The sequence below is a fragment of the Geodermatophilus africanus genome (assembly GCF_900107105.1).
Lineage (GTDB): Bacteria > Actinomycetota > Actinomycetes > Mycobacteriales > Geodermatophilaceae > Geodermatophilus > Geodermatophilus africanus.
This window is the reverse complement of the sequence record NZ_FNOT01000002.1, coordinates 195,498-220,652: the sequence shown is the minus strand read 5'-3', so window position 1 is coordinate 220,652 and position 25,155 is coordinate 195,498. Positions and strand designations below refer to the sequence as shown.

General features: G+C 74.4%; 25 protein-coding genes. 18 read left to right on the top strand and 7 right to left on the bottom strand.

Annotated elements, in window-relative coordinates:
• The first annotated feature begins 603 nt into the window (after positions 1-603).
• From BLW63_RS03680 to BLW63_RS03625, 12 genes are all read left to right on the top strand, one after another.
• Positions 604-1,227 carry a hypothetical protein gene (locus BLW63_RS03680; protein ID WP_091151613.1) on the top strand — a complete coding sequence of 208 codons (624 nt, stop codon included), beginning with the start codon at positions 604-606 and terminating at the stop codon, positions 1,225-1,227.
• Positions 1,228-1,462: 235 nt separating this feature from the next.
• The gene (locus BLW63_RS03675; RefSeq protein WP_091151611.1) at positions 1,463-2,707 is read left to right on the top strand and encodes a polyhydroxyalkanoate depolymerase; all 1,245 of its coding nucleotides are present in this window, start codon (positions 1,463-1,465) and stop codon (positions 2,705-2,707) included.
• A 109-nt stretch (positions 2,708-2,816) separates the two neighbouring features.
• Positions 2,817-3,821: a hypothetical protein gene (locus tag BLW63_RS03670; RefSeq protein ID WP_091151609.1), complete on the top strand. Its 1,005-nt coding sequence runs from the start codon at positions 2,817-2,819 to the stop codon at positions 3,819-3,821.
• Between the two features lie 97 nt (positions 3,822-3,918).
• Positions 3,919-5,463: an acyl-CoA synthetase gene (locus BLW63_RS03665; protein ID WP_091151606.1), complete on the top strand. Its 1,545-nt coding sequence runs from the start codon at positions 3,919-3,921 to the stop codon at positions 5,461-5,463.
• A 146-nt stretch (positions 5,464-5,609) separates the two neighbouring features.
• Positions 5,610-5,882, top strand: a complete 273-nt coding sequence (locus BLW63_RS03660) for an Ada metal-binding domain-containing protein (RefSeq protein WP_139263487.1) — start codon at positions 5,610-5,612, stop codon at positions 5,880-5,882.
• A gap of 88 nt (positions 5,883-5,970) precedes the next feature.
• Positions 5,971-6,378 (top strand): nucleotidyltransferase family protein, encoded by a 408-nt coding sequence (locus tag BLW63_RS03655; RefSeq protein WP_091151602.1) that lies wholly within the window; start codon positions 5,971-5,973, stop codon positions 6,376-6,378.
• Between the two features lie 27 nt (positions 6,379-6,405).
• Positions 6,406-6,813 carry a type VII toxin-antitoxin system HepT family RNase toxin gene (gene hepT, locus BLW63_RS03650; protein WP_091151600.1) on the top strand — a complete coding sequence of 136 codons (408 nt, stop codon included), beginning with the start codon at positions 6,406-6,408 and terminating at the stop codon, positions 6,811-6,813.
• A gap of 118 nt (positions 6,814-6,931) precedes the next feature.
• Complete coding sequence (locus BLW63_RS03645) at positions 6,932-7,180, top strand: type II toxin-antitoxin system Phd/YefM family antitoxin (protein WP_244522330.1); 249 nt, start codon at positions 6,932-6,934, stop codon at positions 7,178-7,180.
• Positions 7,181-7,636: 456 nt separating this feature from the next.
• On the top strand, positions 7,637-8,101 hold the full coding sequence (locus BLW63_RS03640; RefSeq protein WP_091151597.1) for an ester cyclase: 465 nt from the start codon (positions 7,637-7,639) through the stop codon (positions 8,099-8,101).
• Between the two features lie 453 nt (positions 8,102-8,554).
• Positions 8,555-9,892, top strand: coding sequence for an ABC1 kinase family protein (locus BLW63_RS03635; RefSeq protein ID WP_091151594.1), 1,338 nt, complete (start codon positions 8,555-8,557; stop codon positions 9,890-9,892).
• An 81-nt stretch (positions 9,893-9,973) separates the two neighbouring features.
• Positions 9,974-10,807 (top strand): ATP-binding protein, encoded by an 834-nt coding sequence (locus BLW63_RS03630; RefSeq protein ID WP_091151592.1) that lies wholly within the window; start codon positions 9,974-9,976, stop codon positions 10,805-10,807.
• Positions 10,808-10,815: 8 nt separating this feature from the next.
• On the top strand, positions 10,816-11,112 hold the full coding sequence (locus BLW63_RS03625; protein WP_091151589.1) for a hypothetical protein: 297 nt from the start codon (positions 10,816-10,818) through the stop codon (positions 11,110-11,112).
• A gap of 5 nt (positions 11,113-11,117) precedes the next feature.
• Here the strand turns inward: BLW63_RS03625 and BLW63_RS03620 are convergent, their stop codons facing one another.
• Positions 11,118-11,564, bottom strand: a complete 447-nt coding sequence (locus BLW63_RS03620) for a hypothetical protein (protein ID WP_091151587.1) — start codon at positions 11,562-11,564, stop codon at positions 11,118-11,120.
• Positions 11,565-11,700: 136 nt separating this feature from the next.
• Here BLW63_RS03620 and BLW63_RS03615 point away from each other — a divergent pair, with 136 nt between their 5' ends.
• From BLW63_RS03615 to BLW63_RS03605, 3 genes are all read left to right on the top strand, one after another.
• Positions 11,701-11,955 carry a type II toxin-antitoxin system Phd/YefM family antitoxin gene (locus tag BLW63_RS03615; protein WP_091151584.1) on the top strand — a complete coding sequence of 85 codons (255 nt, stop codon included), beginning with the start codon at positions 11,701-11,703 and terminating at the stop codon, positions 11,953-11,955.
• A complete protein-coding gene (locus tag BLW63_RS03610; RefSeq protein WP_211516983.1) occupies positions 11,952-12,344 on the top strand; it encodes a type II toxin-antitoxin system VapC family toxin in 393 nt (130 codons plus the stop codon). The genes BLW63_RS03615 and BLW63_RS03610 overlap by 4 nt, the downstream gene beginning before the upstream one ends.
• Before the next feature lie 761 nt (positions 12,345-13,105).
• Positions 13,106-13,516, top strand: coding sequence for a hypothetical protein (locus BLW63_RS03605; protein ID WP_091151582.1), 411 nt, complete (start codon positions 13,106-13,108; stop codon positions 13,514-13,516).
• Between the two features lie 466 nt (positions 13,517-13,982).
• On the opposite strand, the gene BLW63_RS03600 is transcribed toward BLW63_RS03605, so the two are convergent.
• A complete protein-coding gene (locus BLW63_RS03600) occupies positions 13,983-17,249 on the bottom strand; it encodes a DEAD/DEAH box helicase (RefSeq protein WP_091151580.1) in 3,267 nt (1,088 codons plus the stop codon).
• Between the two features lie 183 nt (positions 17,250-17,432).
• On the opposite strand from BLW63_RS03600, the gene BLW63_RS03595 reads away from it, so the two are divergent.
• On the top strand, positions 17,433-18,023 hold the full coding sequence (locus tag BLW63_RS03595) for an antibiotic biosynthesis monooxygenase (protein ID WP_244522329.1): 591 nt from the start codon (positions 17,433-17,435) through the stop codon (positions 18,021-18,023).
• A gap of 230 nt (positions 18,024-18,253) precedes the next feature.
• On the opposite strand, the gene BLW63_RS03590 is transcribed toward BLW63_RS03595, so the two are convergent.
• A complete protein-coding gene (locus BLW63_RS03590; protein WP_091151576.1) occupies positions 18,254-19,654 on the bottom strand; it encodes a DUF4407 domain-containing protein in 1,401 nt (466 codons plus the stop codon).
• A 184-nt stretch (positions 19,655-19,838) separates the two neighbouring features.
• On the opposite strand from BLW63_RS03590, the gene BLW63_RS03585 reads away from it, so the two are divergent.
• Positions 19,839-20,957 (top strand): YncE family protein, encoded by a 1,119-nt coding sequence (locus BLW63_RS03585; RefSeq protein WP_091151574.1) that lies wholly within the window; start codon positions 19,839-19,841, stop codon positions 20,955-20,957.
• Between the two features lie 19 nt (positions 20,958-20,976).
• Here BLW63_RS03585 and BLW63_RS03580 read toward each other — a convergent pair whose 3' ends face one another.
• Positions 20,977-21,852, bottom strand: coding sequence for an SGNH/GDSL hydrolase family protein (locus tag BLW63_RS03580; RefSeq protein ID WP_091151572.1), 876 nt, complete (start codon positions 21,850-21,852; stop codon positions 20,977-20,979).
• 335 nt (positions 21,853-22,187) lie between these two features.
• A complete protein-coding gene (locus BLW63_RS03570; RefSeq protein ID WP_139263462.1) occupies positions 22,188-22,706 on the bottom strand; it encodes a hypothetical protein in 519 nt (172 codons plus the stop codon).
• Here BLW63_RS03570 and BLW63_RS03565 point away from each other — a divergent pair.
• The gene (locus BLW63_RS03565; protein WP_091151566.1) at positions 22,674-23,432 is read left to right on the top strand and encodes an alpha/beta fold hydrolase; all 759 of its coding nucleotides are present in this window, start codon (positions 22,674-22,676) and stop codon (positions 23,430-23,432) included. The two genes, BLW63_RS03570 and BLW63_RS03565, sit on opposite strands and share 33 nt — an antisense overlap.
• Before the next feature lie 13 nt (positions 23,433-23,445).
• Here the strand turns inward: BLW63_RS03565 and fmdA are convergent, their stop codons facing one another.
• Positions 23,446-24,699 carry a formamidase gene (gene fmdA / locus BLW63_RS03560; protein ID WP_091151564.1) on the bottom strand — a complete coding sequence of 418 codons (1,254 nt, stop codon included), beginning with the start codon at positions 24,697-24,699 and terminating at the stop codon, positions 23,446-23,448.
• 15 nt (positions 24,700-24,714) lie between these two features.
• On the bottom strand, positions 24,715-24,996 hold the full coding sequence (locus tag BLW63_RS03555) for a zinc ribbon domain-containing protein (RefSeq protein WP_091151562.1): 282 nt from the start codon (positions 24,994-24,996) through the stop codon (positions 24,715-24,717).
• Positions 24,997-25,155: the final 159 nt, after the last annotated feature.

Sequence of the window (25,155 nt, the reverse complement as noted above, 5' to 3'; positions counted from 1 at the left end):
CAATACTGTAGGTGTCGAGCGACCCGCCAGGTACACGGCTCTTGATCCCGAGGTTCACAACGACATCGCCACGCCCGACTCGCACCTCCCGAGCATCGCCCCGGCCAATGACAATCTCGACGTCTGCGCCGGCGAAGCGGCCGGCTCAACCCACCGCCTCTCCGTACATGGGTCCAAGCTTCCAATGGCCAGGATCTGCCTGCTGCCCAACAGTGCGTACGCACGCCTACTCATGTGCGCGATCGCACCAACTGCGTTGGGTACGGGTTGTCCTGCGGACGTAGCAGGCTCCGTCAGCGACCGGTAGTCACGGGCCGCTGTGCCGTCTGAACGTCGTTCAGTGACCCACTGTACGACGCGTATGACTTTGCCGAGACCGGCAGAGGGCGGGGCCTGGACCGGCTCCGCTTGCGCCAACCAGATGCGGCTGACCCCGCCTGTGCGGCGTTGACGTGCACCTACTGATTCCGAGACCTAGCGGTTCTCGAGCGGCTTGTGGACTGACCCCGCCAGCGGCAGCCACAAGCGGTTGCCCTGTCGACCTGCGGGCGAAAAGGTGCCCTCGTGGCGATGCCGCCGGGGCGCCGCCCGAACGGAGGTGGCATGTACGCCCGATCCACCAGCATCCGCGGCAACCTCAGCAACCTCGACGCCGGCATCGCCTACGTCCGCGACGAGGTGATGCCGTCGGTGAAGCAGACCGACGGCTGCGTCGGCCTGTCCCTGCTCGCCGACCGCGAGAGCGGCCGCTGCATCGTCGCGACCTCCTGGGTCGACGAGCAGGCCATGCGCGCCACCGCCCACGAGGACCGCACCGTCCAGCACCGCCTCATGCACACCCTCGGCGGCGAGCACGCCGACATCCGGGAGTGGGAGGTCGCCGTCCTGCACCGGGAGCGCCCCGCCGGGGACGGCGCCGGCGCGCAGGTCACCTGGGCCCGCATCGCCCCCAACCACCTCGACGACCTGCTCAACGCCTACCGGCACAACCTGCTGCCCAAGCTCCAAGAGCTGCCCGGATTCTGCAGCGTCAGCATGCTGGTCGACCGGCGCCTCGGCCGGACCGCCAGCGTCACCAGCTTCGAGGACCGCAACTGGGTCGCAAGGGACCGGAAGGAAGCGAGGACCCTGCGCGAGCAGTTCGCGCAGGCCATGGGCGCCAGGATCGTCGACGTCGCCGAGATGGACCTCGTCCTCGCCCACCTGCACGTCCCCGAGTCCGTCTGAGCCCGAGACGCAGCGCCCCGGCGACCGTGGTCGCCGGGGCGCTTCTGCGACGGGGCAGGTCCACGACGTCCGGAGCTGGAGTGGTCACTGGTGCACGAGGGGCGCCGGTGTCACGAAGAGCCGCGTGCCGCGCCCCCATCCGAGGGTCGCCGCGCCACCGTCGTTCACAGGGGTTAACCTTCTCGACCGGTGACCTAAGTCACTTGACAGACGCAACCCAGTGACAGGCAGGCCGATGCTCTACAGCGCTTACGAGATGAACCGTCGGATGGGAGCGCCCCTCGTCGCGGCGTCCGAGTGGACCGCCCGCGCGCTGCAGGGCCTGCCGGCCCCGCTGGGCCGGACCCCGGCCGTCCGTCACATGGTGGCCGCCTGCGACATCCTCGCCAACGCGCGTCCCACCCACCACCGCCCCGCCTTCGGCATCACCACCGTGCCGGTCGGCGACCGCGAGGCGGACGTCTACGAGCGCCAGGCCCTCAGGACACCCTTCGGCACCCTGCTGCACTTCGCCAAGCCCTCGGTGACCGGCCAGCCCCGCGTGCTCGTCGTCGGCCCGATGTCCGGCCACTTCACGACGCTCATCCGGCCGACGATCAAGACGCTGCTGTCCGACCACGACGTCTACGTCATCGACTGGCACAACGCCCGCGACATCCCCGCCTCGCACGGGCCCTTCGGGCTCGACCAGTACATCGAGCACGTCATGCACGCGCTGCGCCACCTCGGCCCCGACACGCACGTCGTCGCCGTCTGCCAGCCCGCTGTCCCCGTGCTCGCCGCCGTCGCGCTGCTCGCGGAGGACGACGACCCGGCCCAGCCCGCCAGCGTGACCCTCATGGCCGGCCCGATCGACACCCGCGTCAACCCCAACCGGGTCAACACGTCGGCCACCGCCAAGCCGCTCTCCTGGTTCGAGCGCCGGGTCGTCGACACCGTGCCGGCGCGGTACGCGGGCGCCGGACGGCGGGTCTACCCCGGCGTCGTCCAGCTGACCGCCTTCATGTCGATGAACCCCCGGCGGCACCTCACCGCGCACGCGCGGCTGTACCGCGACCTGGTCACCGGCAACGCGGCCCGCGCCGCCACCACCCGCGCCTTCTACGACGAGTACGGCGCGGTCATGGACGTCCCGGCCGAGTTCTACCTGGAGACCGTCGGCCGCATCTTCCAGCAGCACGAGCTCCCCCAGGGCCGCTTCACCTGGCGGGGACGCCGCGTCGACCCCGGCGCCATCCGGCACACCGCGCTGCTCACCGTCGAGGGCGCGAACGACGACATCTGCTCCCCCGGCCAGACCGAGGCGGCCCACCGGCTGTGCACCGGCATCCCGGAGGAGCGCAAGCGCCACCACCTGCAGGAGAAGGTGGGCCACTACGGCGTCTTCAGCGGGTCCCGCTGGGAGGCCGAGGTCTACCCCGTCGTCCGGGAGTTCATCGCCGCCTCGCGCGACCGGGAGCCGGCGACGTCCCTCGGCTGACGCGAAGGGGCGGGCGGCCACGGAGCCGTCCGCCCCTGGCGCTGCCGACCGCCCGCTTGTCCCCTGAGCCCTCCGGGCGGGACCCTCGCCTCCCGGCCCGGGAGACGCCATGTCCCGCACCGCCGCTACGGTCCTCGCCGTCCTGCTCGCGGCCGCCTGCACCGGCAGGGACGACCCCGCCCCTCCCCCGTACCGGACGGTCCTGGCCACCGTGGACCTCGACGCCGCCGTCGGCACGGACGTCGTCGTCCACGACCTCGCGCCGAGCCCCGTGGGCCCGCCCATGGCCCTGGTCGGCGCGGCCGGTGCCCCGCAGAGCTGGCTGGTCGACCTGGACGACCGCGCCGCGACCGCCGTGCCGGCCGTCGAGCCGGGCAGCGAGCTCGTCATCAGCGACGACGGCACGCCGCTCGTGGTCGGCGCCGCGCTGACGCGGGCCGGCGGCGACGTCCTCCCGCTGCCCCTGGGCGGACCTCCCACCGCCGTCCTCCTCGTCGGGGAGACGCTCCACCTCGCCCGCGAGACCCGTCTGGTCACCGTCGACGTCGGCACCGGCGCCGTCCGCGCCACCGCCGATGCGCCCGCTCCGGTCACGCACCTCGCCCCGGCACCGGACGGCGGCCTCTCCGCCCTGGCCGACTCCCCCGACGACGGCGTCGTCCTCCTCCGCCTGGGTCCCGACCTGCGGGTGGTCGGCGACCCGGTCGTGGTCGTCCCGGAGCGCGTCAGCACGCCGACCGCGCTGCAGGTGACCGCCGACGGCACCGTGGTCGTCGCCGCCTACGTCGGCGCGGCGCAGGAGGACGGGCGGCTCGTCACCGTCGCCGACGGCCGGGTCCGGACCGTGGCCGACCTGACGGGCACCGACGACACCGCCCTCGACCTCGCCGTCGACGGCCGCGCCGGCTACGTGGTCCTGTCCGCCTCGTACCAGCCCGCCGAGCTGACCGCGGTCGACCTCGACACCGGCGAACGCACCGCGGTCGTCGGACTGTGCGGCGGCGCCGGCGCCTTCGGCGCGATCGTCCGCTCCGCCGACGGCAGCACCCTGACCGTCATCGGCTCCTGCATCGACGCCGAGGGGCCGACGACCACCGCCTTCGTCGTCGGGTGAGCCGGGCGGTCCCCCGGAGCCTCCGGGCCGTCCGCCCCTGGCGACGCGGGCACCGTAGGAGCCACGATCCGGACCCCACCCGGATCGGGAGGTCGCCGTGTACCTCACCCAGGGCCTGCACCGCCACGTCCAGCAACGCCCGGACGAGACCGCCACCGTCTGCGCCGGCCGCACCCGGACCCACGCCGAGTCGGTCGACCGCATCGCCCGGCTCGCCGCCGCGCTCCAGCAGCTCGGCGTCCGCGACGGCGAGCGCGCGGCCATCCTGTCCCTCAACTCCGACCGCTATCACGAGTTCCTCGCCGCGACGCTGTGGGCCGGTGGCGCCGTCGTCCCGGTCAACATCCGGTGGAGCGTCCCGGAGATCGCCGACTCGCTCGCCGAGGTCGACGCCCGTGTCCTCGTCGTCGACGACGTCTTCGCGGCCTGCGTCGACGGCATCCGGACGGCGCACGGCCGGCTGCAGCACGTCGTCCACGCCGGCGACGGCCCAACTCCCGACGGCACGCTCGCCTTCGAGCAGCTGGTGGCGGCGCACGACCCGGTCGAGGACGTCCGCCACGGCGGCGACCGGCTCGCCGGCGTCTTCTACACCGGCGGCACCACCGGCCGGTCCAAGGGCGTGATGCTCAGCCACGACAACCTGCTGACGTCGGCGATGGGCGCGCTGGCCACCGACCACGTCCCGCCCGGCGGCCTGCTCCTGCACGCCGCGCCGATGTTCCACCTCGCCGCCTTCTCGACCTGGGTCACCGGCGGCGTGCTCGGCGGCACGCAGGTGATGATCCCGGTGTTCGACCCGGTCGCCGTGCTGACCGCCGTCCAGGAGCACGGCATCACCGACGTGCTGCTGGTCCCCACGATGATCCAGCTCGTGGTCGACCATCCCCGGGTCGACGAGTTCGACCTGACCAGCGTCCGGCGGGTGATGTACGGGGCCTCCCCCATGTCCGACGCCCTGCTCGGCCGGGCGGTGAAGGCGCTGCCCAACGCCCGCTTCCTGCAGGCCTACGGCATGACCGAACTCGCTCCCGTGGCCACCCTCCTCACGGCGGACGACCACGAGGACCCGCGGCACCGGCGCTCCGTCGGCCGCGCCGCGCCGCACGCCGAGGTGCGCGTCGTCGGCCCGGACGACGTCGAGCTGCCCCGCGGCGAGGTCGGCGAGATCGTCGTCCGCGGCGGCTCCGTGATGCTCGGCTACTGGGACCGGCCCCAGGAGACGGCGGAGGGGCTGCGCGGCGGCTGGATGCACACCGGCGACGCGGGCCGGATGGACGACGAGGGCTACGTGTACCTCACCGACCGCCTCAAGGACATGATCATCTCCGGCGGCGAGAACGTGTACTCGATCGAGGTGGAGGGCGTGCTCGCCCAGCACCCGGCGGTGGCGACCTGCGCGGTCATCGGCGTCCCCGACGGGACCTGGGGCGAGCGGGTGCACGCCGTCGTCGTCCCGGCGGCCGGCGCCACCGTGACCCTCGAGGAGCTGCGCGCCTTCTGCGCCGACCGGCTCGCCGGCTACAAGCTGCCGAGGTCCATGGACGTCGTCGACGCACTGCCGGTCTCCGCGGCCGGCAAGGTGCTCAAGCGGGCGCTGCGCGAGCCCTACTGGGCCGGCCAGGAGCGCGCCGTCCACTGATCCGACTGCTCGGTGCAGTTCGAGTTGTACGAGTGGTCCGGTACGGGTGGCAGGGCGGCCGGGCCGGCAGCGCGGGGGCGACACGCCGCGTTGCAGCACCTATCCGAGCGGACACCGAGTAGTCGCAGAATCACCCTGTGTACACAATGCTCGGTGGGGACGGCGCTCCGTACCGGTCTCCGACTCCCGGGACGTTCGGCGGATACACACCCATGCGGATCTACGGGCGACTCGACTGTCCCTCGGCTCGTCGGCACATCGCCGCAGGTCACCATGTCCCGCACCGCGTCTTCTTCGCCGATGAGGCCACGGCCGTCACGGCCGGCCACCGACCGTGCGCGCGGTGTCTGCCGGCCGCCTACAAGCAAGGGAAGCGGCAGGCGTCGTGGGCGCGGCAGGCGGTGGCCCGGTCCAGGTGAGGCAACCGGGTCAGCGACGCTCGGGCGCGGCACTGCCGTAGGCGGTGATCAGGGATCCCGGTGACGTACCGTCTCGTACCCTCGGGCCGTGTCCGTCGCCGATTCGCTCGACCGGCTGCGCGCCGCCGCCGACGACGGCCGGCTCGACGATCTGGCACGTCGGCACGGCGTCGCGCTGATCACCGTCTTCGGCAGCGCTGTCCGCACCCCGGAGAGAGCCCGTGACCTCGATGTCGCCGTGTCCCTCTCCGCAGGGACGCACGATCTGCTGGCGCTGGTCGGGGAGCTCGCCGACCTGACCGCCAGTGACGCCGTCGACGTGCTGGTCCTCGACGACGCCTCACCTACGGCACGGTTCTCCGGACTGGTCGGCGCGCAACCGCTGTACGAGGCATCGGCCGGCCTCTTCGCCCGGACACAGATGGCTGCGGCCCTCGCGTTCTACGAGACGGCGTGGCTGCGCGACCTGGACCTGCAGCGGATGGCGACCTCGTGACGCCCCGGCCCGGTCGACCCCGCCTCGGTGCAGGCCAAGCTCCGGTCCCTCGACGAGCTGGGCAGCGCGCTGCGCCTCGTCGGGGAGATCGACGGCGCCCGGCTCGCAGAGGACGTGCTCCTCCGCCTGGCGGTGGAACGAGCCCTCACCCAGGCCGTCGACCTGATGGTGGCGGTGTGCAGCCACGTGCTGGCCGCCGAGACGACGACGGTTCCCATGACGTACCGCGACGCCGTCCGCGCTGCGGCCGAGCACGGCCTGATCGGCACGGATCTAGCCACTTCCCTGGTGGCCGCCGTCGGGCTGCGCAACATCCTGGTAGACGAGTACACCCGTGCTGACCTCTCGATCGTCGCCGCAGCCGTGCCCGTGGCGCATCGGGATCTGACGGACTTCGTCCGGCAGGTCGCGAGCTGGTTGCAGCGCGGGAGGTGATCCGGGGGACCTCCACGCCTGGCTCGACCGGTCGAACGAGAGCTTCACCGGCAGCGCGGCAAGATGCGATTGTGGCTACGTACTTCATGTGGCCACAAGACAGGTCGGAGTGGACCCAGTGCGCATCCGGGAGCTGCGCGACGGGCTGAGCCGGTTCCTGGCCGAGGCGCGCGCCGGGCGCACCGTCACGGTGACCGACCAGGGCCGCCCGGTCGCCCGGATCGTCCCGGTCGACGAGCCCAGCCCGTTGGAACGGCTGATCGCCGAGGGGCTCGTCCGGCCGGCCCGCCAGCGCAAGCGCTCGGCGCCCCGACCCGTCGAGGCTTCCCCTACGGTCAGCGACCTGGTCGCCGAGCAGCGCAGGTGATCGCGTACTTCGACACGTCAGCGGTGGTGCCATGGCTCGTCGAGAAATCTGGGTCCGAGGTCGCCCTCAGGGTCTTCCGCCAGGCCGAGAGCGTGGCGACCGTCCGAATGACGTTCGCCGGGGCCTCTGCGGCGCGGGCTCGCGCATCCCGGCTGGTCGCCTGACCGCCGAGGCACACGACTGGGCACTGGCCGGACTCGAGTCGGTCTGGGCCCAGAGGACGTCCTGGTCGTTCACAACCTGGTCCGCGCGGCAGGAGCCCTGGCACATGCTGTGGCACCACGCGGTTCCGCTGAGGCCTGGGGTGGAGCGCCTGACGCCATCGACGTCCGAGAAGTCGTGGGTCCATCGTCCGCAGGACCCGGCCTCCGGCCGGGAGGGCCCCACGCCCCTGGCCCTCCTCGCCGGGCGGAGGAGCATGGCACGCGTCACGGAACCCCTGGGAGGAGTCGTGCCATGACGCAGGCAACGAGCCCGGCCTCGGTCTCGAAGGAACGGGCGCGCGAGGCGATGGCCCGCTTCGTCGCCGTCTGGGAGCAGGGTGAGCTGGCGGCCGTGGACGAGATCTTCAGCAAGGACCTCACCTACCACGCGCCCCCGTTCCCGGACATGGGCCGGGACGGGTTCCGCGATTTCGTCGACAGCTTCCGCGCGGGCTTCACGGAGATCCACGTCCAGATGCAGGAGCACCTCGTCGACGGTGCCACCTCGGTGCACCGCTGGACCGTCGAGGCCGTCCTCTCCGGGACGACCCCGCTGCTGCCGGGGGTCGAGGCCACCGGGAAGCGCACGACCGGCGAGGGCGCACACGTCCTGCACTGGTCCGGCGACGAGGTGTCGGAGGCGTGGCACTTCGGCGACTGGCTCGGCTGGCTGACCAAGGCCGGCGTACTGCCCCCGATGCCGGGCACGGGCGCCTGACACGCCGTCGCGCCACGGACGCCGGAGCCGGGACCGAAGGCCTTGATCGTCCGGCGGGGTGCCAGAACGCTCAGGAGTCGGCCGGGTGACGCCACCTACGCGTGGCTCAACCGGATCCAGGCAGTGGGCAAGGGGGGTCCACGAGGACCCCACGCTCGATCACGAGTGGTACGAGCTGCGCTGGCGGTCCGCGGCTGAGCCCGGCGCAGCTCTTCGCAGCGCAGCTACGGCGCCTCGACCCCCGCTCGTCGGTCCGGCAGCCGACCAGCCCCAGTCCCAGTGCCAGCGAGGCACCGACCAGCACCCCTGGGGTCGTGCGCACCTCGTGCTCCTCTCCCGCTGCTGGTGCCACCACCGCCTCCTCGCCCCGCGCGGACGGGCAACGTGCGGACACGGCGACGACGACCCCGCCGGAGTTGCCGACACCCGCGTCGTCGGCGCTACCGTCCGCCGGTGACCTCCGAGGACGGCGTGCCGCCGCGGGGCCGCCTGGCCCGGACGGCGCGGCTCGCCGCGCTGCCGGCCGCGTACGCGGGCCGCACCGCCCTCGGGATCGGCAGGCGACTCGGCGGCCGCCCCGCCGAGGTGGTCGCCGCGCAGGTGCAGCAGCGCACCGCCGAGCAACTGTTCGCCGTCCTCGGGCAGCTCAAGGGCGGCGCGATGAAGGTCGGCCAGGCGATGTCGGCCATGGAGGCCGCGCTCCCCGACCAGCTGGTCGGCCCCTACCGCGAGGCGCTGGTCCGGCTGCAGGAGGCGGCGCCGGCCATGCCGCCCGACATGGTGCACCGGGAGCTCGGGGCGTCGTTCGGCGCCGACTGGCGGCGGCTGTTCCGCGACTTCGACGACCGGCCGGCCGCGGCTGCCAGTGTGGGACAGGTGCACCGCGCCACCTGGTCCGAAGGCACCCCGGTGGCCGTGAAGGTCCAGTACCCCGGTGCCGGCGAGGCGCTCGTCGCCGACCTGGGGGGGCTGCAGACGCTGACCCCGATCGTGCAGGCGGCCGCGCCCGGCCTCGACGCCCGGCAGCTGTTCGCCGAGCTGCGCGACCGGCTCGTCGAGGAGGTCGACTACGCCCGCGAGGCCGAGGCCCAGACGGCGTTCGCCGAGGCCTACCGCGACGACCCGGACATCGCCGTGCCCGACGTGCTGGCCGTCGAGGGGAGGGTGCTGGTCACCCGGTGGGTCGACGGCACGCCGCTGTCCCGGGTCATCGCCGGCGGCACCCGGGCAGACCGGGACCACGCCGGACAGCTGCTGGTCCGCCTGCTCGCCTCCGCTCCCGCGCGCGCCCGCCGGCTGCACGGTGACCCGCACCCCGGCAACTTCCGGCTGCTGCCCGACGGCCGGCTCGCCGTCCTCGACTTCGGCGCGACCGAGGCCCTGCCGCACGGCTGGCCGCACCGCCTGGGCCCGCTGCTCGCCGCCGGTCGCGACGGCGACGCCACCGCACTGCACCGCACCGCCGCCTCGGCAGGCCTGCTGCGGCCGGACCAGGTCGGCGCCCCGGCCCTGCAGGCACTGCTCGACCCCTACCTGCAGCCGCTGCGCAGCCCCACGTACCACTTCACGCGGACCTGGCTGCAGGAGCAGACCCGCCGCGCCTCCGACCCGTTCAGCGCCGCCTCCCGCACCCAGCGCCGGCTGACCGTCCCGCCGCGCCACCTGCTGCTCCAGCGCGTGGCCAGCGGACTGGTCGGCGTCCTCTGCTCACTGGGCGCCACCGTCGCCGTCGACGCCGAGGTCCGGCCGTGGCTGCCCGGCTACGACACCCCCTCGGGCGTCCGGTCCTGACTGGCTGCGACCCGCCCCTCGTCACGCACATGGAGCGGACCGTCACTCAACTGTCCGACCCTCGTGGACGATGTAACGGAGATGACCGGGACCGATTGCGTCGACATCACGCTCTGCACGAACGGCGTGTTGACGTACGACGAGGTCGGCGGGCACCTGCGTCCTGCGGGCACCGGGCCGGTCGAGATCGACCTGACCCGGCTGCGGTTCATCGACCCGGCCGGCCTGGTGAGCCTCGCGGTCATCGCCGAGCGGGCGACGCTGCAGCGCCGTCCCGTCCGCTTCCGCAAGCCCGAGGGCGGGGACGTCGCCAACTACCTCACCCGCATGCGGCTCGGCGAGCAGCTCACCGGCCTCGACGTCGTCCACGACCTGCCCCAGGTGCGGGAGCGCCGGCTCGGCCACCGCCTGGTCGAGCTGCGCCGCTTCGACGGCGAGGCCGGGCTGGACACCGTCGCCGCCGCCCTCGTGCAGACCTACGTCGACGACCACCCCGAGCTCATCCAGCCGCTGTACGCCGCGCTCGACGAGATGGCGCGGAACGTGCTGGAGCACAGCACCCGGTCGCACGGCTACGTGGCGCTCCAGCGGTACGACAACCGGGGCGACATCTCGTTCGCCGTCGGTGACAGCGGCATCGGCCTGCGGGAACGGCTCGCCGCCGCGATCCCCGTGCCCGACGACCGGACGGCGATCGTGCGCGCGGCGCAGGTGCACGTGACCTCGATCGGCCGCCCCGGGCGCGGGCGCGGCATCAGCCGGGTCATCGGCATCACCGGCGAGCACCGCGGCAGCGTCACGCTCATCAGCGGCGCCGCCAGCGGCACCTTCCAGGGCGGTCGATCGGAACCCGAACTGGCGGATCTGCCGGCGTCCTATCCCGGTACGCTCGCCCACGTGCGCCTGAGCCTGTGAGGAGGTCGATGACCGTGCCTGCTGTCCTCCCACCGATCGAGGTCCCCCAGCTGAGCGGCGGCCGCGAGCGCGCCCGTGCCCTCGTCCACGGCCTCGCCGACCGGATGTCCGGCGCCACCATCGTGGTCGACTTCCGCCGCATGGTCGCCGGTACCCCGTCCTTCGCCGACGAGCTCGTCACCCGGGTGCTGGTCGACGGCGGGGCCGCGGCCCTCCGCGCGGAGCACGTCAGCCGGGAGTTCGGCGAGTACCTCCTCGAGGCGGCCCGGGACCACGGCGTCGCGGAGCGCCTGCAGACCGCCTGACGGCCTCAGTCGGTGGCGCGGACGGCCTCGCCCGTCACCCGCATCGCCGTCTCCCACGCCTCGGCCTCCGCCGCGGCGGTGCCGGAGTCGTCGCCCTGGAACCAGGGCAGTGCGTCCGTCTCCCACGCCAGCGCCGCGTCCCGTGCGGCCGGCGAGGACACCCGGTGCACCAGCATCTGGTACCGCGACCGCGCGGCCGAGAGCTGTGCCTCCGTGCTGCGCAGGGGCAGGAGCTGGCTCCTGTCCCGGCACAGCGCCGCCCGGTAGTCGGCCATGGCGGCCTGCAGCTCGATCAGGGTGTCGCGCTGGAACTCCCGGGACGCGCGCTCCCGCTGCTCCTGCCGGGCCCGGGCTGCGGCACGGGCCTTGAGGGACTCGGCGGTGGCCTGGGCGGCGACCGTGAGCAGCCCGCCGACCACCACGCCGATGAAGGCCCAGACGGCAGTGCTCACCGCACACCCCCTCCCCTCGGTCCGCACTGCAGGTTAGGACGGGAGTACGACGAGTATCGGCCGTCCGCCCACTCTTCTTGAGCGAGGCGTCTCCGGTCACTCGTGCTCTTGCTACAGCTGGCCTACAGTCGTAGCCATGCGGGTCGCATCCAGGGAGCTGCGCAACGACACGGCAGGCGTGCTGCGGCGGGCCGCTGCCGGCGAGGTGGTGGAGGTGACGGTGAACGGTGAGCCCGTGGCCGAGCTCGGCCCGATCCGGGAACAGCGTTCGCACTGGACTCCCAGGGCGGTGTTCGCCGCGCGGCTGGCGAGAACCCAGGCCGATCCCGCGCTCCGGGCGGACCTGCGCGCCCTCACCGGGGACACCGACGAGCTCGGGCCCATCCGGTGAGTCGCGGCCTGCTGGACACCAGCGTCTTCATCGCCCAGGAAGGCCGGGGTCTGGACGTCTCGGCCCTGCCGGACGAGGTCGCCGTCTCGGTGGTCACCTACGGCGAGCTGCGCGCCGGCGTCCTCGCCGCCACCGACGTCTCGGTGCGGTCCCGCAGGCTCTCCACCCTGCAGACCGTGGGCGGGCTCCATCCCCTCCCCGTCGACACAGCCGTGGCCGACGAGTGGGCCCGGCTGCGACTCCTCCTGGCCACGGCGGGACGACGAGTGAACGTGAACGACACCTGGATCGCCGCCACCGCGCTCGCGCACGACGTCCCGGTGGTCACCCAGGACGCGGACTACCAGACACTCGCCGAGGTCAGCGACCTCCGCGTCATCCCCGTCTGACCCCCGGGGTGCCACGCCCCCGCGTGGCCTCCTGCCGGAGGTGCTCACCTGCGTCCGCTGCTCGACGAGGTACTGGTGGTCGGCAGCGCCAACGGCGTCGGTGACCCGCTTCTCCGGAGCCCGAAGAACGTCCGCCGGTTGCTCGACCCGCGGCTCGTGCGCCTCGACCCCGGGACGCCGCACCTCGATCGCGCGCAGCGGACCTGCTCCGCGACCTGATCCGCTTCGGCCACGCCGAGCGCGGTTCCCGGCAGGGACTCGGAGGACGCGCTGGCGGCCGTCGACGCAGCCGCCGACGCCTTCCTCGCGGCCGTGCGCCGACTGGACGACGACTGACCCCGGGCACGCCCGACCCGGCGCCTTCGTAGGTCAGAACTCCCGTGCTGCCGCGCGGCGGTCCCGGCACCATGCCGGCCATGACCATCGAGCCCCGCCCTCGGCAGTGGCCAACACGGTCGCCCGAGCAGCAGGCCGCTACCGCGGCGTCGGCTGCGGCCCTCCGTGTCGGGCAGGAGGAACGCCGCGCCGCCGAATGGCCGCTCAGGGAGGCGATGTCGCCGCGCTCGCCGAGCACGGGATCGTGCTGCGGATCCGCCGGCCGCACTGGACTGCCCGTGCGGCTGCCATCCGCGCCTCGGCCTCGGCGCACAAGGTAGCGCCGGACAGGTCGGCTGCGGCTGCCAGCAGACGCCGGAGGAGTGGGCGGCGGCGGTGCACCGCCTGTTCGCCTCGCTGGCCGACGTCCGCTCGGAGCTGGTCGGGTGCGGGCCGAGGAGCGGCAGGCGCTGGCCGCGCGGGCCGCGGAGCTGGGGGTCCGGGCCCGGATCGCGGTCGACGGAGCGCCGTTCGTGCTGGCCGGGACCGTCGACGGGCGCGGGTTCTACCTGCGGGAGCGACACGGCCTGTGGCGGGTGACGATCGCGCCGGACGAGGACCCCGGCGTCGACCCGTGGACGGCAGGCCCGTCGGTGCCCACCCTCGACATCGCCGACGGCGACGCGGACCGGCTGCTCGTCAAAGGCGGCTTCGATGTCACGCGAGCGCTGGACGTGGCGGGCGGCGCGGTGCGGTCGTTCCTGCGCCAACAGGCGTGCGCGCACGGGCGGGCGTTGTCCGGCGACCGGTTCTGTCCGGTGTGCGGAGCAGCGCTCGTCGCCCCCGAGATGCCGTAGCGGGCTCCGCTCCTGACAGCCGCCGGCACATCGACGTCAGGGGTCACGTCGCCTGCTCGGGGGCGGAGGCGCGCGGAGCGACGCGCCAGCCCACGGTCGGGGTCGCGTACGGCCCGCCCGGAAGAGGATCATGGCCGCCTCACCGCGGCATTCACACCGGTTGGCGGGTCGGGGTGACCGGCGTGGGCCAACCGGCCGGCGGCACCCGATCTGGGCCCCGCTCGCCCGGCGCGGGGCGGACCCCCGACGCCGACCGGGTCCCGACGCCCAGCGGCCGAGCACCTCCGTGGAAGCTCCACCCCTGCTCACAAGTGTAAGCAGCGGTGGAGCTTCCACGGAGGTACAGCACCCGGCGGTCACGGCGGTGCCCGACCGGCAGGCGTGGGCGCACCGTCCGGCGGCGTCCACGCCGCACGACGCGTTCAGATTCGGCTTGGTCGAGTCCCGGTCGGTCAAGCTGCTGGGCTCAGGCGAACAGGCCGCGGATGTCGTCGGCCGTCAGCGCCCCGGACAACGCGCCGCCGTCGTCGTCCATCACCCGGGCGAACAGGTCGCGCTTGCGCTCCTGCAGCGCCAGGACCTTCTCCTCGATGGTCCCGGCGGCCACCAGCCGGTACACCATCACCGTCTTGTCCTGGCCGATCCGGTGCGCCCGGTCGACCGCCTGCGCCTCCGTCGCCGGGTTCCACCACGGGTCGAGCACGAAGACGTAGTCGGCCTCGGTCAGGTTCAGCCCGAACCCGCCGGCCTTGAGGCTGATCAGGAAGACCGGCGCGCGCCCGCTGCGGAACTCGTCGATCCGCCGCTGCCGGTCCCGCGTGCGCCCATCGAGGTAGGCGTACGGCAGGCCGTGGGCGTCCAGCCGCGCCCGCACCGTGCCCAGGAAGCCGGTGAACGAGCTGAACACCAGCGCCCGGTGGCCCTCCGCCACCACCTCCTGCAGGTGCTCCAGGAACGCGTCGGCCTTCGACGACCGGACGCCGGCGTGGGCCTCGTCGACCAGTGACGCGTCGAGGGCCAGCTGCCGCAGCAGGGTCAGCGACCGGAAGATCGTGAACCGGTTCTTCTGCAGGTCGTCGACGAGGCCCAGGACCTTGCGCCGCTCCCGCTGCAGGTGGGTGTCGTACACCTTGCGGTGCCTCGGGTTCAGCACGACCTCCAGCACCTGCTCCTGCTTGGGCGGCAGCTCGGCGGCGACCTGCTCCTTGGTCCGGCGGCGCATCAGCGGCCGGATCCGGCGGCGCAGCGCGGCCAGCACGTCGGCGTCGCCGCCCCTCTCGATCGGCGTCCGGTAGTGCTCGGTGAACCGCTGGGGGCTCGGGAACAGCCCCGGCGCCACGATCGAGAGCATCGACCACAGGTCCATCAGGTCGTTCTCCACCGGCGTGCCGGTGACCGCCAACTTGAACCGGGCCGGCAGCCGCCGCGCGGCGGCGTACGTCTTCGCCTGGTGGTTCTTCACGAACTGCGCCTCGTCGAGCACCAGCCCGCTCCACGGCAGCGCGCGGTAGTCGTCCTCGCCGAGCCGCAGCAGCGTGTACGAGGTGATCACGAGGTCGGCGCCGTCGACCGCCTCGGCCAGCGGCACGCCCAGCTTGCGGCCGGTGGCCGCGATGGTCCGGACGTCGAGTCCGGGCGCGAACCGTGCCGCCTCGCGCGCCCAGTTCGACACCACGCTGGTCGGGGCCACGACGAGCACCGGGGCGATGAGCTCGCCGGCCTCCGCCGCCCGGCACACCAGCGCAAGCGCCTGCAGCGTCTTGCCCAGCCCCATGTCGTCGGCGAGCACGCCGCCGAGCCCGGCGTCCCAGAGCACGGAGAGCCACTGGTAGCCCTGCAGCTGGTAGGGCCGCAGCTGCGCGGCCAGCCCGGCGGGCGCCGCGGGCGGCGCCGCGTCGTCCACCTCGAGCAGCGTCCGGACGTCGCGCGCCCACCGCTCGCTCTGCTCGGCCACGACCCCGAGCTCGACGAGCTCCTCCCACAGCCCGGCCTGGTAGCGGCTGATCCGCAGCCCCGGCCGCTCGGCGTCCTGCAGCGCCCGTGCCTCGTCGATCAGCCGGCGCAGCCGGTCGAACTCCGGACGGCGGATGTCGAACCACGTCCCGCTGGGCAGCACCAGGTGCGAGTCGCCGGCCGCCAGCGCGGCGAACAGCAGCGCGAACGGGATGTCCTCGCCGTCCACCGAGACCGTGACGCCGAGGTCGAACCAGTCGGCGTCGTCGCCGTCCGTGGCCGACACCTGCACGACCGGGGCCGCCTCGGTGTGCCGGTAGTCCGCGGGCTCGCCGGTTCCCTCCACCAGCACGCCGGCGTCCGCCAGCCGGGGCAGCACCTCGGTCGTGAGGACGACGGTGTCCATGCCACGCAGCTCGGCGGTCGGCGCGAGCCGCCGTTCCGGGCCGTCCTGCCACAGCCGGGGCAACCGGTCCGCCGGCAACGGCAGCGACCGCAGCAGCCGCGCCTCGGCGGCGAGGTCGCGCCCGGCGTCCGGAGCGCCGTCCTCCCCCGCCAGCGGCAGCCGCCGGACGTCCTCGCCCGTCCGGTACTGCACCGCCCAGGTCAGCCGGGCCCGGTGATCCCCGGCGTGGTCCACGTGCAGGCACAGCTGCGGGGGGAGCACCTCCGGCAGCTCCACCGACCCGTCGGAGGAGCGGACCGGCAGCGCGCGGTGCAGTGCGGGGTAGAACCGGGTCAGGAAGCGCGCGCGGTCGGCCGCGGGCACGCGCAGCGACCCGGCGGCGAGCAGACCGCCGGCGAGCCGGGGCACCCGCTCGAGCGGCACGAGCAGCAGCCCCCGCTCGGGTACGAGGTCGGGGGGCAGTGCCGGGTCGTCGGGGAGGAGCACGGCGCCGTGCGGCGGGCTGCCGAGCAGTCGCACCGTCCGGGCGGGGAGGCGGACGCCGGAGCCGAGGTCGACCACCGGCTCCAGCAGCAGGTCGTCGGTCTCCCGGCGCAGGTCGACGACGAGCTGCGCGGCGTCCGTGGCCAGCCGGACCGGCCCACCGCGGGTGCTCACCAGCGCCACGCCGTCGTCCAGGGCCTGCTGCAGCGCCGGCCACAGCGCGGGGCCGAACTCCTCCAGCAGCACCGGCGGGTCCCCGTAGCCGTAGTACCCGGGGCCGTCGTCGCTGACCTGGTGGGCGCGGTGCAGCGCGCGCAGCGCGGCAGCGTGCGCCGGGTCGCGCTGCGAGTAGTAGTCGTACTGCAGGGTCCGCCACGAGACGCCCGTGCGGATCCAGCGCCCCTTGGCGCCGGGCACGACCGGGCGCAGCCTGATGGACGGCTGGGAATCCCGGCCGGTCGGCGCCGCCTCGACCTCGAACTGCAGGGCGACCGGAGTGCCGGCCCGCTGCCCGGACGCCGCGGCGGGCTGCACCAGGTCGGCGAGCGCCGTCTCCCACTGGGGGGCGCGGGCAGCCGACGCCGGCCGCGGGCCCTCCAGCGACTCCCGGCCGGCGATCAGGACGGCGGCGACGTGCTTGCAGTCCTCGCCCACGGGGCAGCTGCAGTCCCCCCACCAGCGGTCGGCCCCGGCGTCGTAGGCGGCGACGGTCTGGTACCGGCGTCCCCCGCTGCCGACCACCACGGCGTCGACCTGGGCGAGGCCGCGGGACCAGGCGACGTCCGAGACGCGGCCCGCGCTGGCGTAGGCCGCGCCGCGGCGGAAGGCCTCGTGGCCGACCGACCGGCGGAGAACGGAATCGGTGAGCATCGGCCGCAGCTCGCCCAGCACCCGTCCGAGGCTAACCGCCGCCTGCGCCACGACACAGCGGGCAGCCGGCCCGCCGCGGGCGCACCGGCCGTTGTCCCCCGCCCTGGAGACGAGGACCCTCGACCACGCGGCGGTGCCGCAGGGGCGTCGCCGCCACAGGAGAGGAGCGGTGACATGTACGCCCGATCCACCACCATCCGGGGCATGCCCGCAGCGATCGACGACGGCATCGCCTACCTGCGCGACGAGGCGATGCCCGCCATCCAGCAGATGGACGGCTGTATCGGCATGTCGATGCTCGTCGAGCGCGACACCGGCCGCTGCATCGCCACGTCGGCCTGGCGCGACGAGGAGGCCATGCGCGCCAGCGCCGAGCGGATCCGTCCGATGCGCGAACGCCTGGTGCAGACCTTCGGGGGTGAGCCCGAGGTGCAGGAGTGGGAGATCGCCGTCCTGCACCGGGAGCACCCGCTCGGGGACGGCGGCAGCGCGCGGGTCACCTGGTCCCGCCTGGACCCGGCGCAGATGGACCGACTCGCCGACGGCTTCCGGATGGTCCTGCTGCCGAGGTTCGAGGACATGCCCGGCTTCTGCAGCGCCAGCCTCATGATGGACCGGGAGAGCGGCCGGGCGGTCGGCACCGTCTCGTTCGAGAGCCGCGACGCCATGGAGCGGGCCCGCGAGCAGATGCGGAGCATCCGCGGGGAGTTCGCCCGGTCCATGGAGGCGGAGATCCTGGAGGTCGCCGAGATGGACGTGGCCATGGCACACCTGCGGGTACCGGAGACCGTCTGACCCACGACGACCGGCGGGCGGCGCCGTCCGCGCGCGGATCGCGACCGCCGCGCGCCCGCCGGGCCGCCACCCCGGAGCCGCACGTGCCGGGCGCCGGCGGCCGCTGACTGCTGGTCCGGCGCAGCGACGTCCGCCGAGCGCCGGGCCGGTGCCTCCTCTGCGCGCTCGTCCCCTGCCCACCGTGGCGGGCAGGGGACGAGCGCGCGGAGGACGCCAGGGACGGACCTCGCTCAGACGCCGGCAGGCACGCGGTCGGACGGACGGCGGCGGGCGCCGAGGACCGAGCGAGCCAGGCGCATCGGGCCGGTGTCCCACGGCCGCAGGCCGTCCGCGGCCGGCTCGACAGCCGGCGCGGCAGCGGCCCGCTCGGCGGCGCGGACCGCGGCCGCCCGCTCGGCCCGGGCGGCCGCCTCGGCGGTCTCCCGCCGGGCGACGATCGCGGCCTTCTGCCGGTCGATCCGCTCCTTCTCGGCCATCACGAGCATCTCCTCGCGGGCCGCCGCCACGGTCAGCCGCGACTCCTTCTGCAGCTCCTCGATCTCCACGTCACCGGAGTCCCGCAGCGCCGCGAGCTTGTCGTAGGCCGACGGCGGGCCGAAGTTCAGCAGCAGCTTCATCAGCACCGGCAGGATCTCGATGCTCATGAACAGCAGCGACAGCATCAGCTGCGCCGCGGCCAGGGTCGCGTTGCGGTCGCCCAGCCGGTCGAGCGCCTCCAGCCGCGCCAGGATCCCCGCCGACTCCTCGTTGGTCGCGTCGAACGCCGTCTGCAGCCGGGTCTGCTCCGCCGTCAGCCGCGAGAGCTCCGCCCGGTCGGTCTCCAGCGACGCCGACGCCAGCTCGGCCGCGCGCCCCTCCGCCGCCGAGGCCGCCGCCGTGGCCGTATCCAGCGCCGACCGCGCCGAGGCCACCACCGCCGCCTGCGCGTCCGCAGCCGCTCTCGCCTCCACGTACGCCTGGCCGGTGCCGGCGTCCCCGGTGCCGCAGGTGCCGTCGAGCTCGCACTGCGCCTTCGCCTCGAGCTCGCGCTGCGTGACCAGCGCCGCGTCGTAGGCCTGCTGCGCCGTCGTCGCGTCGCCGTGCACGACCGCCAGCTGCGGGTCCGCGACGCCACCGGAGGCCACGATGGACTCCTGCAGCGCCACCTCCTCGCGCAGCTCGGCCAGCCCGGCGAAGCGCGCGTCCGTCTCCAGCGACTCGCGGTAGGCGTCGGCCGCCTCCACCTGCATCGCCTTGACCTCGGTGTCGATCTCGGAGGAGAACACCTGCAGGGTCAGCGGGGTCGCGATCACCGCGCCCAGGATCAGCGCCAGGCCCACCCGGGGGACGGCGAGCACCAGGTTCCGCCTCAGCGAGGCGTCGTGCGCCATCCCGACCAGCAGCATCCGGTCGAGGTTGACCACGACCGCGCCCCAGCCCAGGCCGACCAGCAGCGCCAGCGGCCACCACACGCCCAGCGCCATCGCCACGGCGAAGGCCATCGAGACGACGGCCAGCCCGCCGGTGCTCAGCAGGACGCCGCCCAGCGCCACGAACCGCGGCCGCGCCCCGGGCGCCACCTCCAGCACGTCGGGGCGGGCGCCTCCGAGCACCGCCAGGCCATCACCGAGTCGTCGCTGCCATGCCGCCATACCGAGCCACTCCCGCGACGACGGGGGTAGAGAACAGTCCGTCGTCTCCCCCGGCTCATCGGCACCCATCCGCCGCGTCCGGACGAGCCAGTCACACGCGCCCCAGCCGCGTCAGCCGCCGCGCCCGAGTTGCCGAGCGCCCGCACCCGCCGCAGGCTCGGCGTCTGCCCACCCCGGAGCCGTCATGCCCCGCGTCCGCCGCACCGCCGCGGTCCTCGCCGCCGTCCTCGCGGTCGCGGCGTGCACGGACGGCGGGAACGGGGGTCCGTCCCCGCGCCCCGGAGGGGACGGCGGTCCCGCACTGCTCGGCACCGTCGACCTCGACGCGGCCGTCGGCGGCGACGCTCGGCTGCTCGACCTCGCGGCCGACCCCGGCGGCGACCCGGTCGCCCTGCTCCGGGACGGCGGCACGCGGGCCTGGCTGGTCGAGGTCGCCGGCGGCGAGGACGGCCCGACGGCGACCCCGCTGCTCGAACTGCCCGCCGTCGGCGACGACGCCGAGCTCAGCGTGCTGGCCGACGGCTCGTTCCTCGTCGCCAGCACCGGCCCGACCAGCGGGTATCAGCTGCTCACCGTCCGGCCCGACGGGCAGGCGAAGGTCACCGCCCTCGGCCAGCGCCCCGACCGGGCGGCGACCGCGCTCTCCGCCGACGACCGCACGCTGTACGCCGCCCTGGCGCTCGCCGCCCCGGGCCCGGCGCAGCTGCTCGCCGTCGACCTGGCCGCCGGCGTGGTCACCATGACCGCGCCGGTCGTGCCCGGGGGCACGGTCGCCGCGCTCGCCGCGCGCCCGGACGGCGGCGTCGTCGCGCTGGTCGAGGCCGCGGAGGGGCGGGCCCTGGTCACCGCCTACGACGACGACCTGCGGCCGGTCGGCGAGCCGGTCGACGTCGCACCCGACGCCTCCGTCGGCGCACCGGCCGATGTCGACGTCACCGCCGACGGCACCGTCGTCGCCACCGCCCACGTCAGCGACGGCCGGAGGCTCGGCCGGCTGGTCACCGTGGTGGACGGCGCGGTCGCCACCTCGGTCGAGCTGGACGGGGTCGGCGACTCCGCGCTCGACGTCGTCCTCTCCCCCGACGGCGCCACCGCGTGGGTGCCGCAGGCCGACCTCTCCTACCCCGCCGAGCTGGTCACCATCGACCTGGCCAGCGGCGAGCGGACCGCCACGGTGGCGCTGTGCGCCGGCGCCGCGGTGCTCGGCGACGTCGCCCCGGTCGGTGCGGACGCCGGCCTCGTCGCCACCGGCTCCTGCGTGGACGGCGACGGCCCGCAGGCCACCGCATTCCTGGTCGGCTGAGACGCCAGACCAGCCGGGCTCAGTGCCCGACGGCCTGCACGACCGCCCGGGCCAGCAACCGGTGTCCCTTCCGCGTCGGGTGGACGTCGTCCGGCAGCACCAGCCCGGCGTCGATCGAGCTGCCGCCGGCGGCCAGCGCCCTCGGTGCGAACGTCGCGAAGCCGTCGGCGACCACGGCCCCGTGGGTCCCGGCCGCGGCGGCGAGCGCGGCGTTCAGCCCCTGGACCGCCTGGACACTGGCCGGGTCGGTGTAGTCGAGCGCGTAGTAGGTGACGACCGCGATCCGTCCGGTGTAACCGCCCTCCCCGCGCAGCGCGCCGAGGATGCGCTCGACGTTCCGCCCGACCTGCGCAGCGAGCGCAGCGCCCTCCTCCGGGGTGTCGCAGCCGATCGTCTGCTGGCAGATGAAGGCGTCGTTGGCACCGATCTGCAGGGTGACCAGCCGGACGTCGCGGTTCTCCTGCAGCACCTCGGCCGCGTACTCCAGCTGCGCGCCCGCGTAGTCGACGTGCAGCGGGAACCGGTCGCGGTACCCGACGTCGGAGCCCAGGCTGTTCTGGCAGCCGTTGCTCTGCGCCGTCTCGTCGATGAAGCTCGCGGTCGTCTCCCCTGGGCAGCTGGCGTTGAGCAGGTCGAGGTCCAGCCAGCGGGCGACGAGCTCGGGATAGCCGGTCAGGTTCTCCGCGTCGGCATAGACCTCCGGTGGTTCGCCGCCGCGGTAGCCGAAGGGCACGGAGTCGCCCAGCGCCAGGTAGGTCGCGTCCGGGTGCCTCCCGCCGGCTTCGTGCCCGGCGGCGGGGGCGGCGAGCGCCGGGGAACCGGTGGCGAGCAGGCCGAACAGAGCCAGCAGGACGATCAGGAGGCGGCGCGGGCGCGTCGTCGGGCGTACGTGCACGGGTTCTCCTCGGGGAGCGGGACCGCAGCGGTGCCATCGCAGGGAGTCCGATGGTGGCCCAGATCACCCGTCGGGTACCGGGGCAGCACTCTCGGTGCCGGAGGAACCGCCGTACCCTGCCCGCCTCGCACGCTCCGTGACTCCGCGATCCCGTTCAGCTTGGTCAGCGGGCGCACCCGCCGGACCGCGGTGCACACCGTGATGGTCACGGGGTTCGTGCGGGTCTCCCCGGGCACCCCGCCGCAGTCGCTCCGCCGCCTCACGCTGGTCGACGCCGGGACCACCGCGGGCGTCAGGAGGCCGACCGGCAGCGGCGCTGAGGACGTCTGCCGGCGTCAGCCCCTCATGGAGCGGACCACCAGCGCGGCCGCCCCGTAGGCCAGCGAGCTGGCGACCGCCCGCAGCGTGGTCGCCCGCCCGGCTTGCGCAGCCGCCGCCAGTGCGGTCAGCGCGTCGATCGCGTTCATGCCGGCCACCACGGCCAGCCCGCGGTTCGTCTCCTCCTCGGTCTGCGCGCTCAGCGTCAGGACCGAGATCGCCAGCGCGTGGCTGCCGAACAGCCGCTGCAGCTGCAGGCCGGCCGGGGTGACCGGCACCCCGTAGGTCCCGGCGACCATTCTGGGCGCGACGACGCTGATCAGCCCGAAGGCCGCTCCCGTGGCGCCCAGCGCCCGCGCCAGCTGCTGCTTCGACATCCCCGCGACCGTCGTGGCCATGGCGAACCCCTCCGGGCCGACCTGGACGGCTCGGCTCACCGTCTGCGGGGAGTCAACCAGCAACGCCGTCCGGTCGCAGCGCACGCCGACGGCTACCGTCGCGCCATGGCTGCCGACCCCGGCGTCGCGCTCGCCCACCGCCCCACCACCTGGGGCGTCATGCGCAGCCGCACGGTGGGCACGCGGCGCGAGCCCGTCCCGGAGGTGGTCGTCGTCCCCGGCCTGGCGGTGGCCGACTACCTCCAGCCCGCACTGTGCACACTCGGCGCCTGGACCCGCGCCTCCCTGGTCGAGCTGCCCGGCTTCTCCGGCAGCGGGGAGCCGCCGCACCCGCTGGACGTCGCCCAGTTCGCCGACGCCGGGGTGCAGTGGCTCGACGGCAGCGGCCTCGACCAGGTCGTGCTCGCGGGGCACTCCAGCGGCACCCAGGTGGCTGCCCGCGTCGCGGTCCGCCGTCCTGGGGTCGTGCGGGCGCTGGTCCTGGCCAGCCCCACCATGGACCCGCGGTTCCGCAGCACGCGGCGGATCCTGCTGGCCTGGCGCCGCAACCACCCGCACGAGCTGCCGAGCCTCGACGAGCAGCACGTCTCCGATCGGCAGCGAGCGGGCTTGGGGCGGGTCCGGCACGCGCTCAAGGTGCACCTCGCCGACGCCCTGGAGGACGTCGTCCCGCAGGTGCCGGTCCCGGTGCTCGTGCTGCACGGCGACCAGGACCGGCTGTGCACCGAAGCGTGGGCGCGCGAGCTCGCCGGCCTGGCCCCCGACGGCCGGTTCTGCACCGTGCCCGGCGCGCACAGCTTCGTGTGGACGACGCCGGACGCCTGGTCCGGACCGATCGAGCGGCTGGCCCGCGAGCTGCCCTGATGCGGCCGCGCGCTCAGAACGTCGAGCGCGGCACGCCCTGGCCGGGGTCGATCCGGGCCGGTCCGGAGGCCGACGGCTCCACGGGGAAGTCGAAGATCCCGGTCGGCAGGTAGACGGTCGCGCACGAGTTCGGGATGTCGACCACGCCGGAGAGCCGGCCCTCGATCGGCGCGGCGCCCAGGATCATGTAGCCCTGCTCGGGCGTGTAGCCGAACGTGGTCAGGTAGTCGATCGCGTGGAGGCAGGCCCGCTGGTAGGCCAGCGAGGAGTCCAGGTAGCGCTGCTCGCCGTCCAGCGTCACCGACGTCCCCGAGAAGGCCAGGTACCGCTCGTACCGGGGCTCGACGTTGCCCGGGATGAAGATCGCGTTCTCCGCGACGCCGTAGGTCTCCATCCCGCCGCGGATGACGTCGACGTGCAGGTCGATGAAGCCGCCCATCTCGATGGCGCCGCAGAAGGTGATCTCGCCGTCCCCCTGGGAGAAGTGCAGGTCGCCCACGGACAGGTTCGCCCCGTCCACGAACACCGGGTAGAAGACCCGGCTGCCCTTGGAGAAGTTCTTGATGTCCTGGTTGCCGCCGTTCTCCCGGGGCGGCGCGGTGCGCGCGGCCTCGGCGGCGACCCGGTCGAAGTCCGCGCCGGACAGCGAGCCGAGGACGGCGTCCTGCGGCAGCGGCGGCAGCGCCAGCGGTGGCACCCGGTCCGGGTCGGTCGCGATGAGCGCGCCCTCCCGCCGGTTCCAGGTCGCGAGCAGATCCGCCGACGGCGCGGTGCCCATCAGCCCGGGGTGGATGAGTCCGGTGAACGACACCCCGGGGACGTGCCGGGAGGTCGCCGTCTGGCCGCGGAAGTCCCAGATCACCTTGTACGCGTCGGGGAACTGCTCGGTGAGGAAGCCGCCGCCGTTCTGCGTGGCGAAGATGCCGGTGTAGCCCCAGCCCTGCCCGGCCAGCGGTCCGGAGTCCTCCTGCGGGATCGGCCCGACGTCGAGGATGTCGACCATCAGCAGGTCACCGGGCCGGGCGCCCTCCACCGCGATCGGCCCGCTCAGGCAGTGCACCGTCGACAGCGGCGCGTCCCGGACGTCGTCGGCCGAGTCGTCGTCGTGGATGGCCCCGTCGAACCACTCCCGGCAGTGCACGCGGAAGGTGTCGCCGGGTCGCACGGTGACCGCCGCGGGGATGTCGGGGTGCCAGCGGTTGTGACCGACGAGGTCCTGGTCGACGAAGCGCCTGGTGGAGTCGAGGGGGAAGACGACGTCGGGCACGGGACACCTCCGGGATCAGGGACGGGGCAGCTTCGCGAGCCTCGGGTCGGTCGCGCGGGGTACGGGCCGCCGGGACGGCGGGGGCGCGGACACCACCGCGGGCTCGGAGGCGCTGCGCGCGGTGCGGTCGACCAGCGCCCGGGCGCTCGCCGACCCGGACGACAGGCGGGGCGCCGTGAACACCCGCGACGTGGGCGCGGCGCAGTCCGGGCAGGGCTCGCGCTCGGCGGCGGTGCCGATGGGCCGGCTGACCTCGTGCACCCCGTGGTCGGCGCACCGGTACGCGTAGACCGCCATGGCCACCTCCTGCCCGCCGCGAGCCTCGGGGACGACACTCCCCCGTGACCAGCGGATCCCCGATGCGCCTGCGCGCTGGTCACGCTCGGGACCTGCGTCGTGACGGGGCTCAGCGGTCGAGACGGCGTTCAGCTCCCCGGACGGCGTTCAACTCCCCGG

What these genes read in the sequence shown, in the direction of transcription:
- BLW63_RS03680 (WP_091151613.1), top strand. Translation starts at nt 604, where the DNA reads ATGTACGCCCGATCCACCAGCATCCGCGGCAACCTCAGCAACCTCGAC.
- BLW63_RS03675 (WP_091151611.1), top strand. Translation starts at nt 1,463, where the DNA reads ATGCTCTACAGCGCTTACGAGATGAACCGTCGGATGGGAGCGCCCCTC.
- BLW63_RS03670 (WP_091151609.1), top strand. Translation starts at nt 2,817, where the DNA reads ATGTCCCGCACCGCCGCTACGGTCCTCGCCGTCCTGCTCGCGGCCGCC.
- BLW63_RS03660 (WP_139263487.1), top strand. Translation starts at nt 5,610, where the DNA reads ATGCTCGGTGGGGACGGCGCTCCGTACCGGTCTCCGACTCCCGGGACG.
- BLW63_RS03640 (WP_091151597.1), top strand. Translation starts at nt 7,637, where the DNA reads ATGACGCAGGCAACGAGCCCGGCCTCGGTCTCGAAGGAACGGGCGCGC.
- BLW63_RS03630 (WP_091151592.1), top strand. Translation starts at nt 9,974, where the DNA reads ATGACCGGGACCGATTGCGTCGACATCACGCTCTGCACGAACGGCGTG.
- BLW63_RS03625 (WP_091151589.1), top strand. Translation starts at nt 10,816, where the DNA reads ATGACCGTGCCTGCTGTCCTCCCACCGATCGAGGTCCCCCAGCTGAGC.
- BLW63_RS03615 (WP_091151584.1), top strand. Translation starts at nt 11,701, where the DNA reads ATGCGGGTCGCATCCAGGGAGCTGCGCAACGACACGGCAGGCGTGCTG.
- BLW63_RS03595 (WP_244522329.1), top strand. Translation starts at nt 17,433, where the DNA reads ATGCCCGCAGCGATCGACGACGGCATCGCCTACCTGCGCGACGAGGCG.
- BLW63_RS03590 (WP_091151576.1), bottom strand. Translation starts at nt 19,654, where the DNA reads ATGGCGGCATGGCAGCGACGACTCGGTGATGGCCTGGCGGTGCTCGGA.
- BLW63_RS03585 (WP_091151574.1), top strand. Translation starts at nt 19,839, where the DNA reads ATGCCCCGCGTCCGCCGCACCGCCGCGGTCCTCGCCGCCGTCCTCGCG.
- BLW63_RS03565 (WP_091151566.1), top strand. Translation starts at nt 22,674, where the DNA reads ATGGCTGCCGACCCCGGCGTCGCGCTCGCCCACCGCCCCACCACCTGG.
- BLW63_RS03555 (WP_091151562.1), bottom strand. Translation starts at nt 24,996, where the DNA reads ATGGCGGTCTACGCGTACCGGTGCGCCGACCACGGGGTGCACGAGGTC.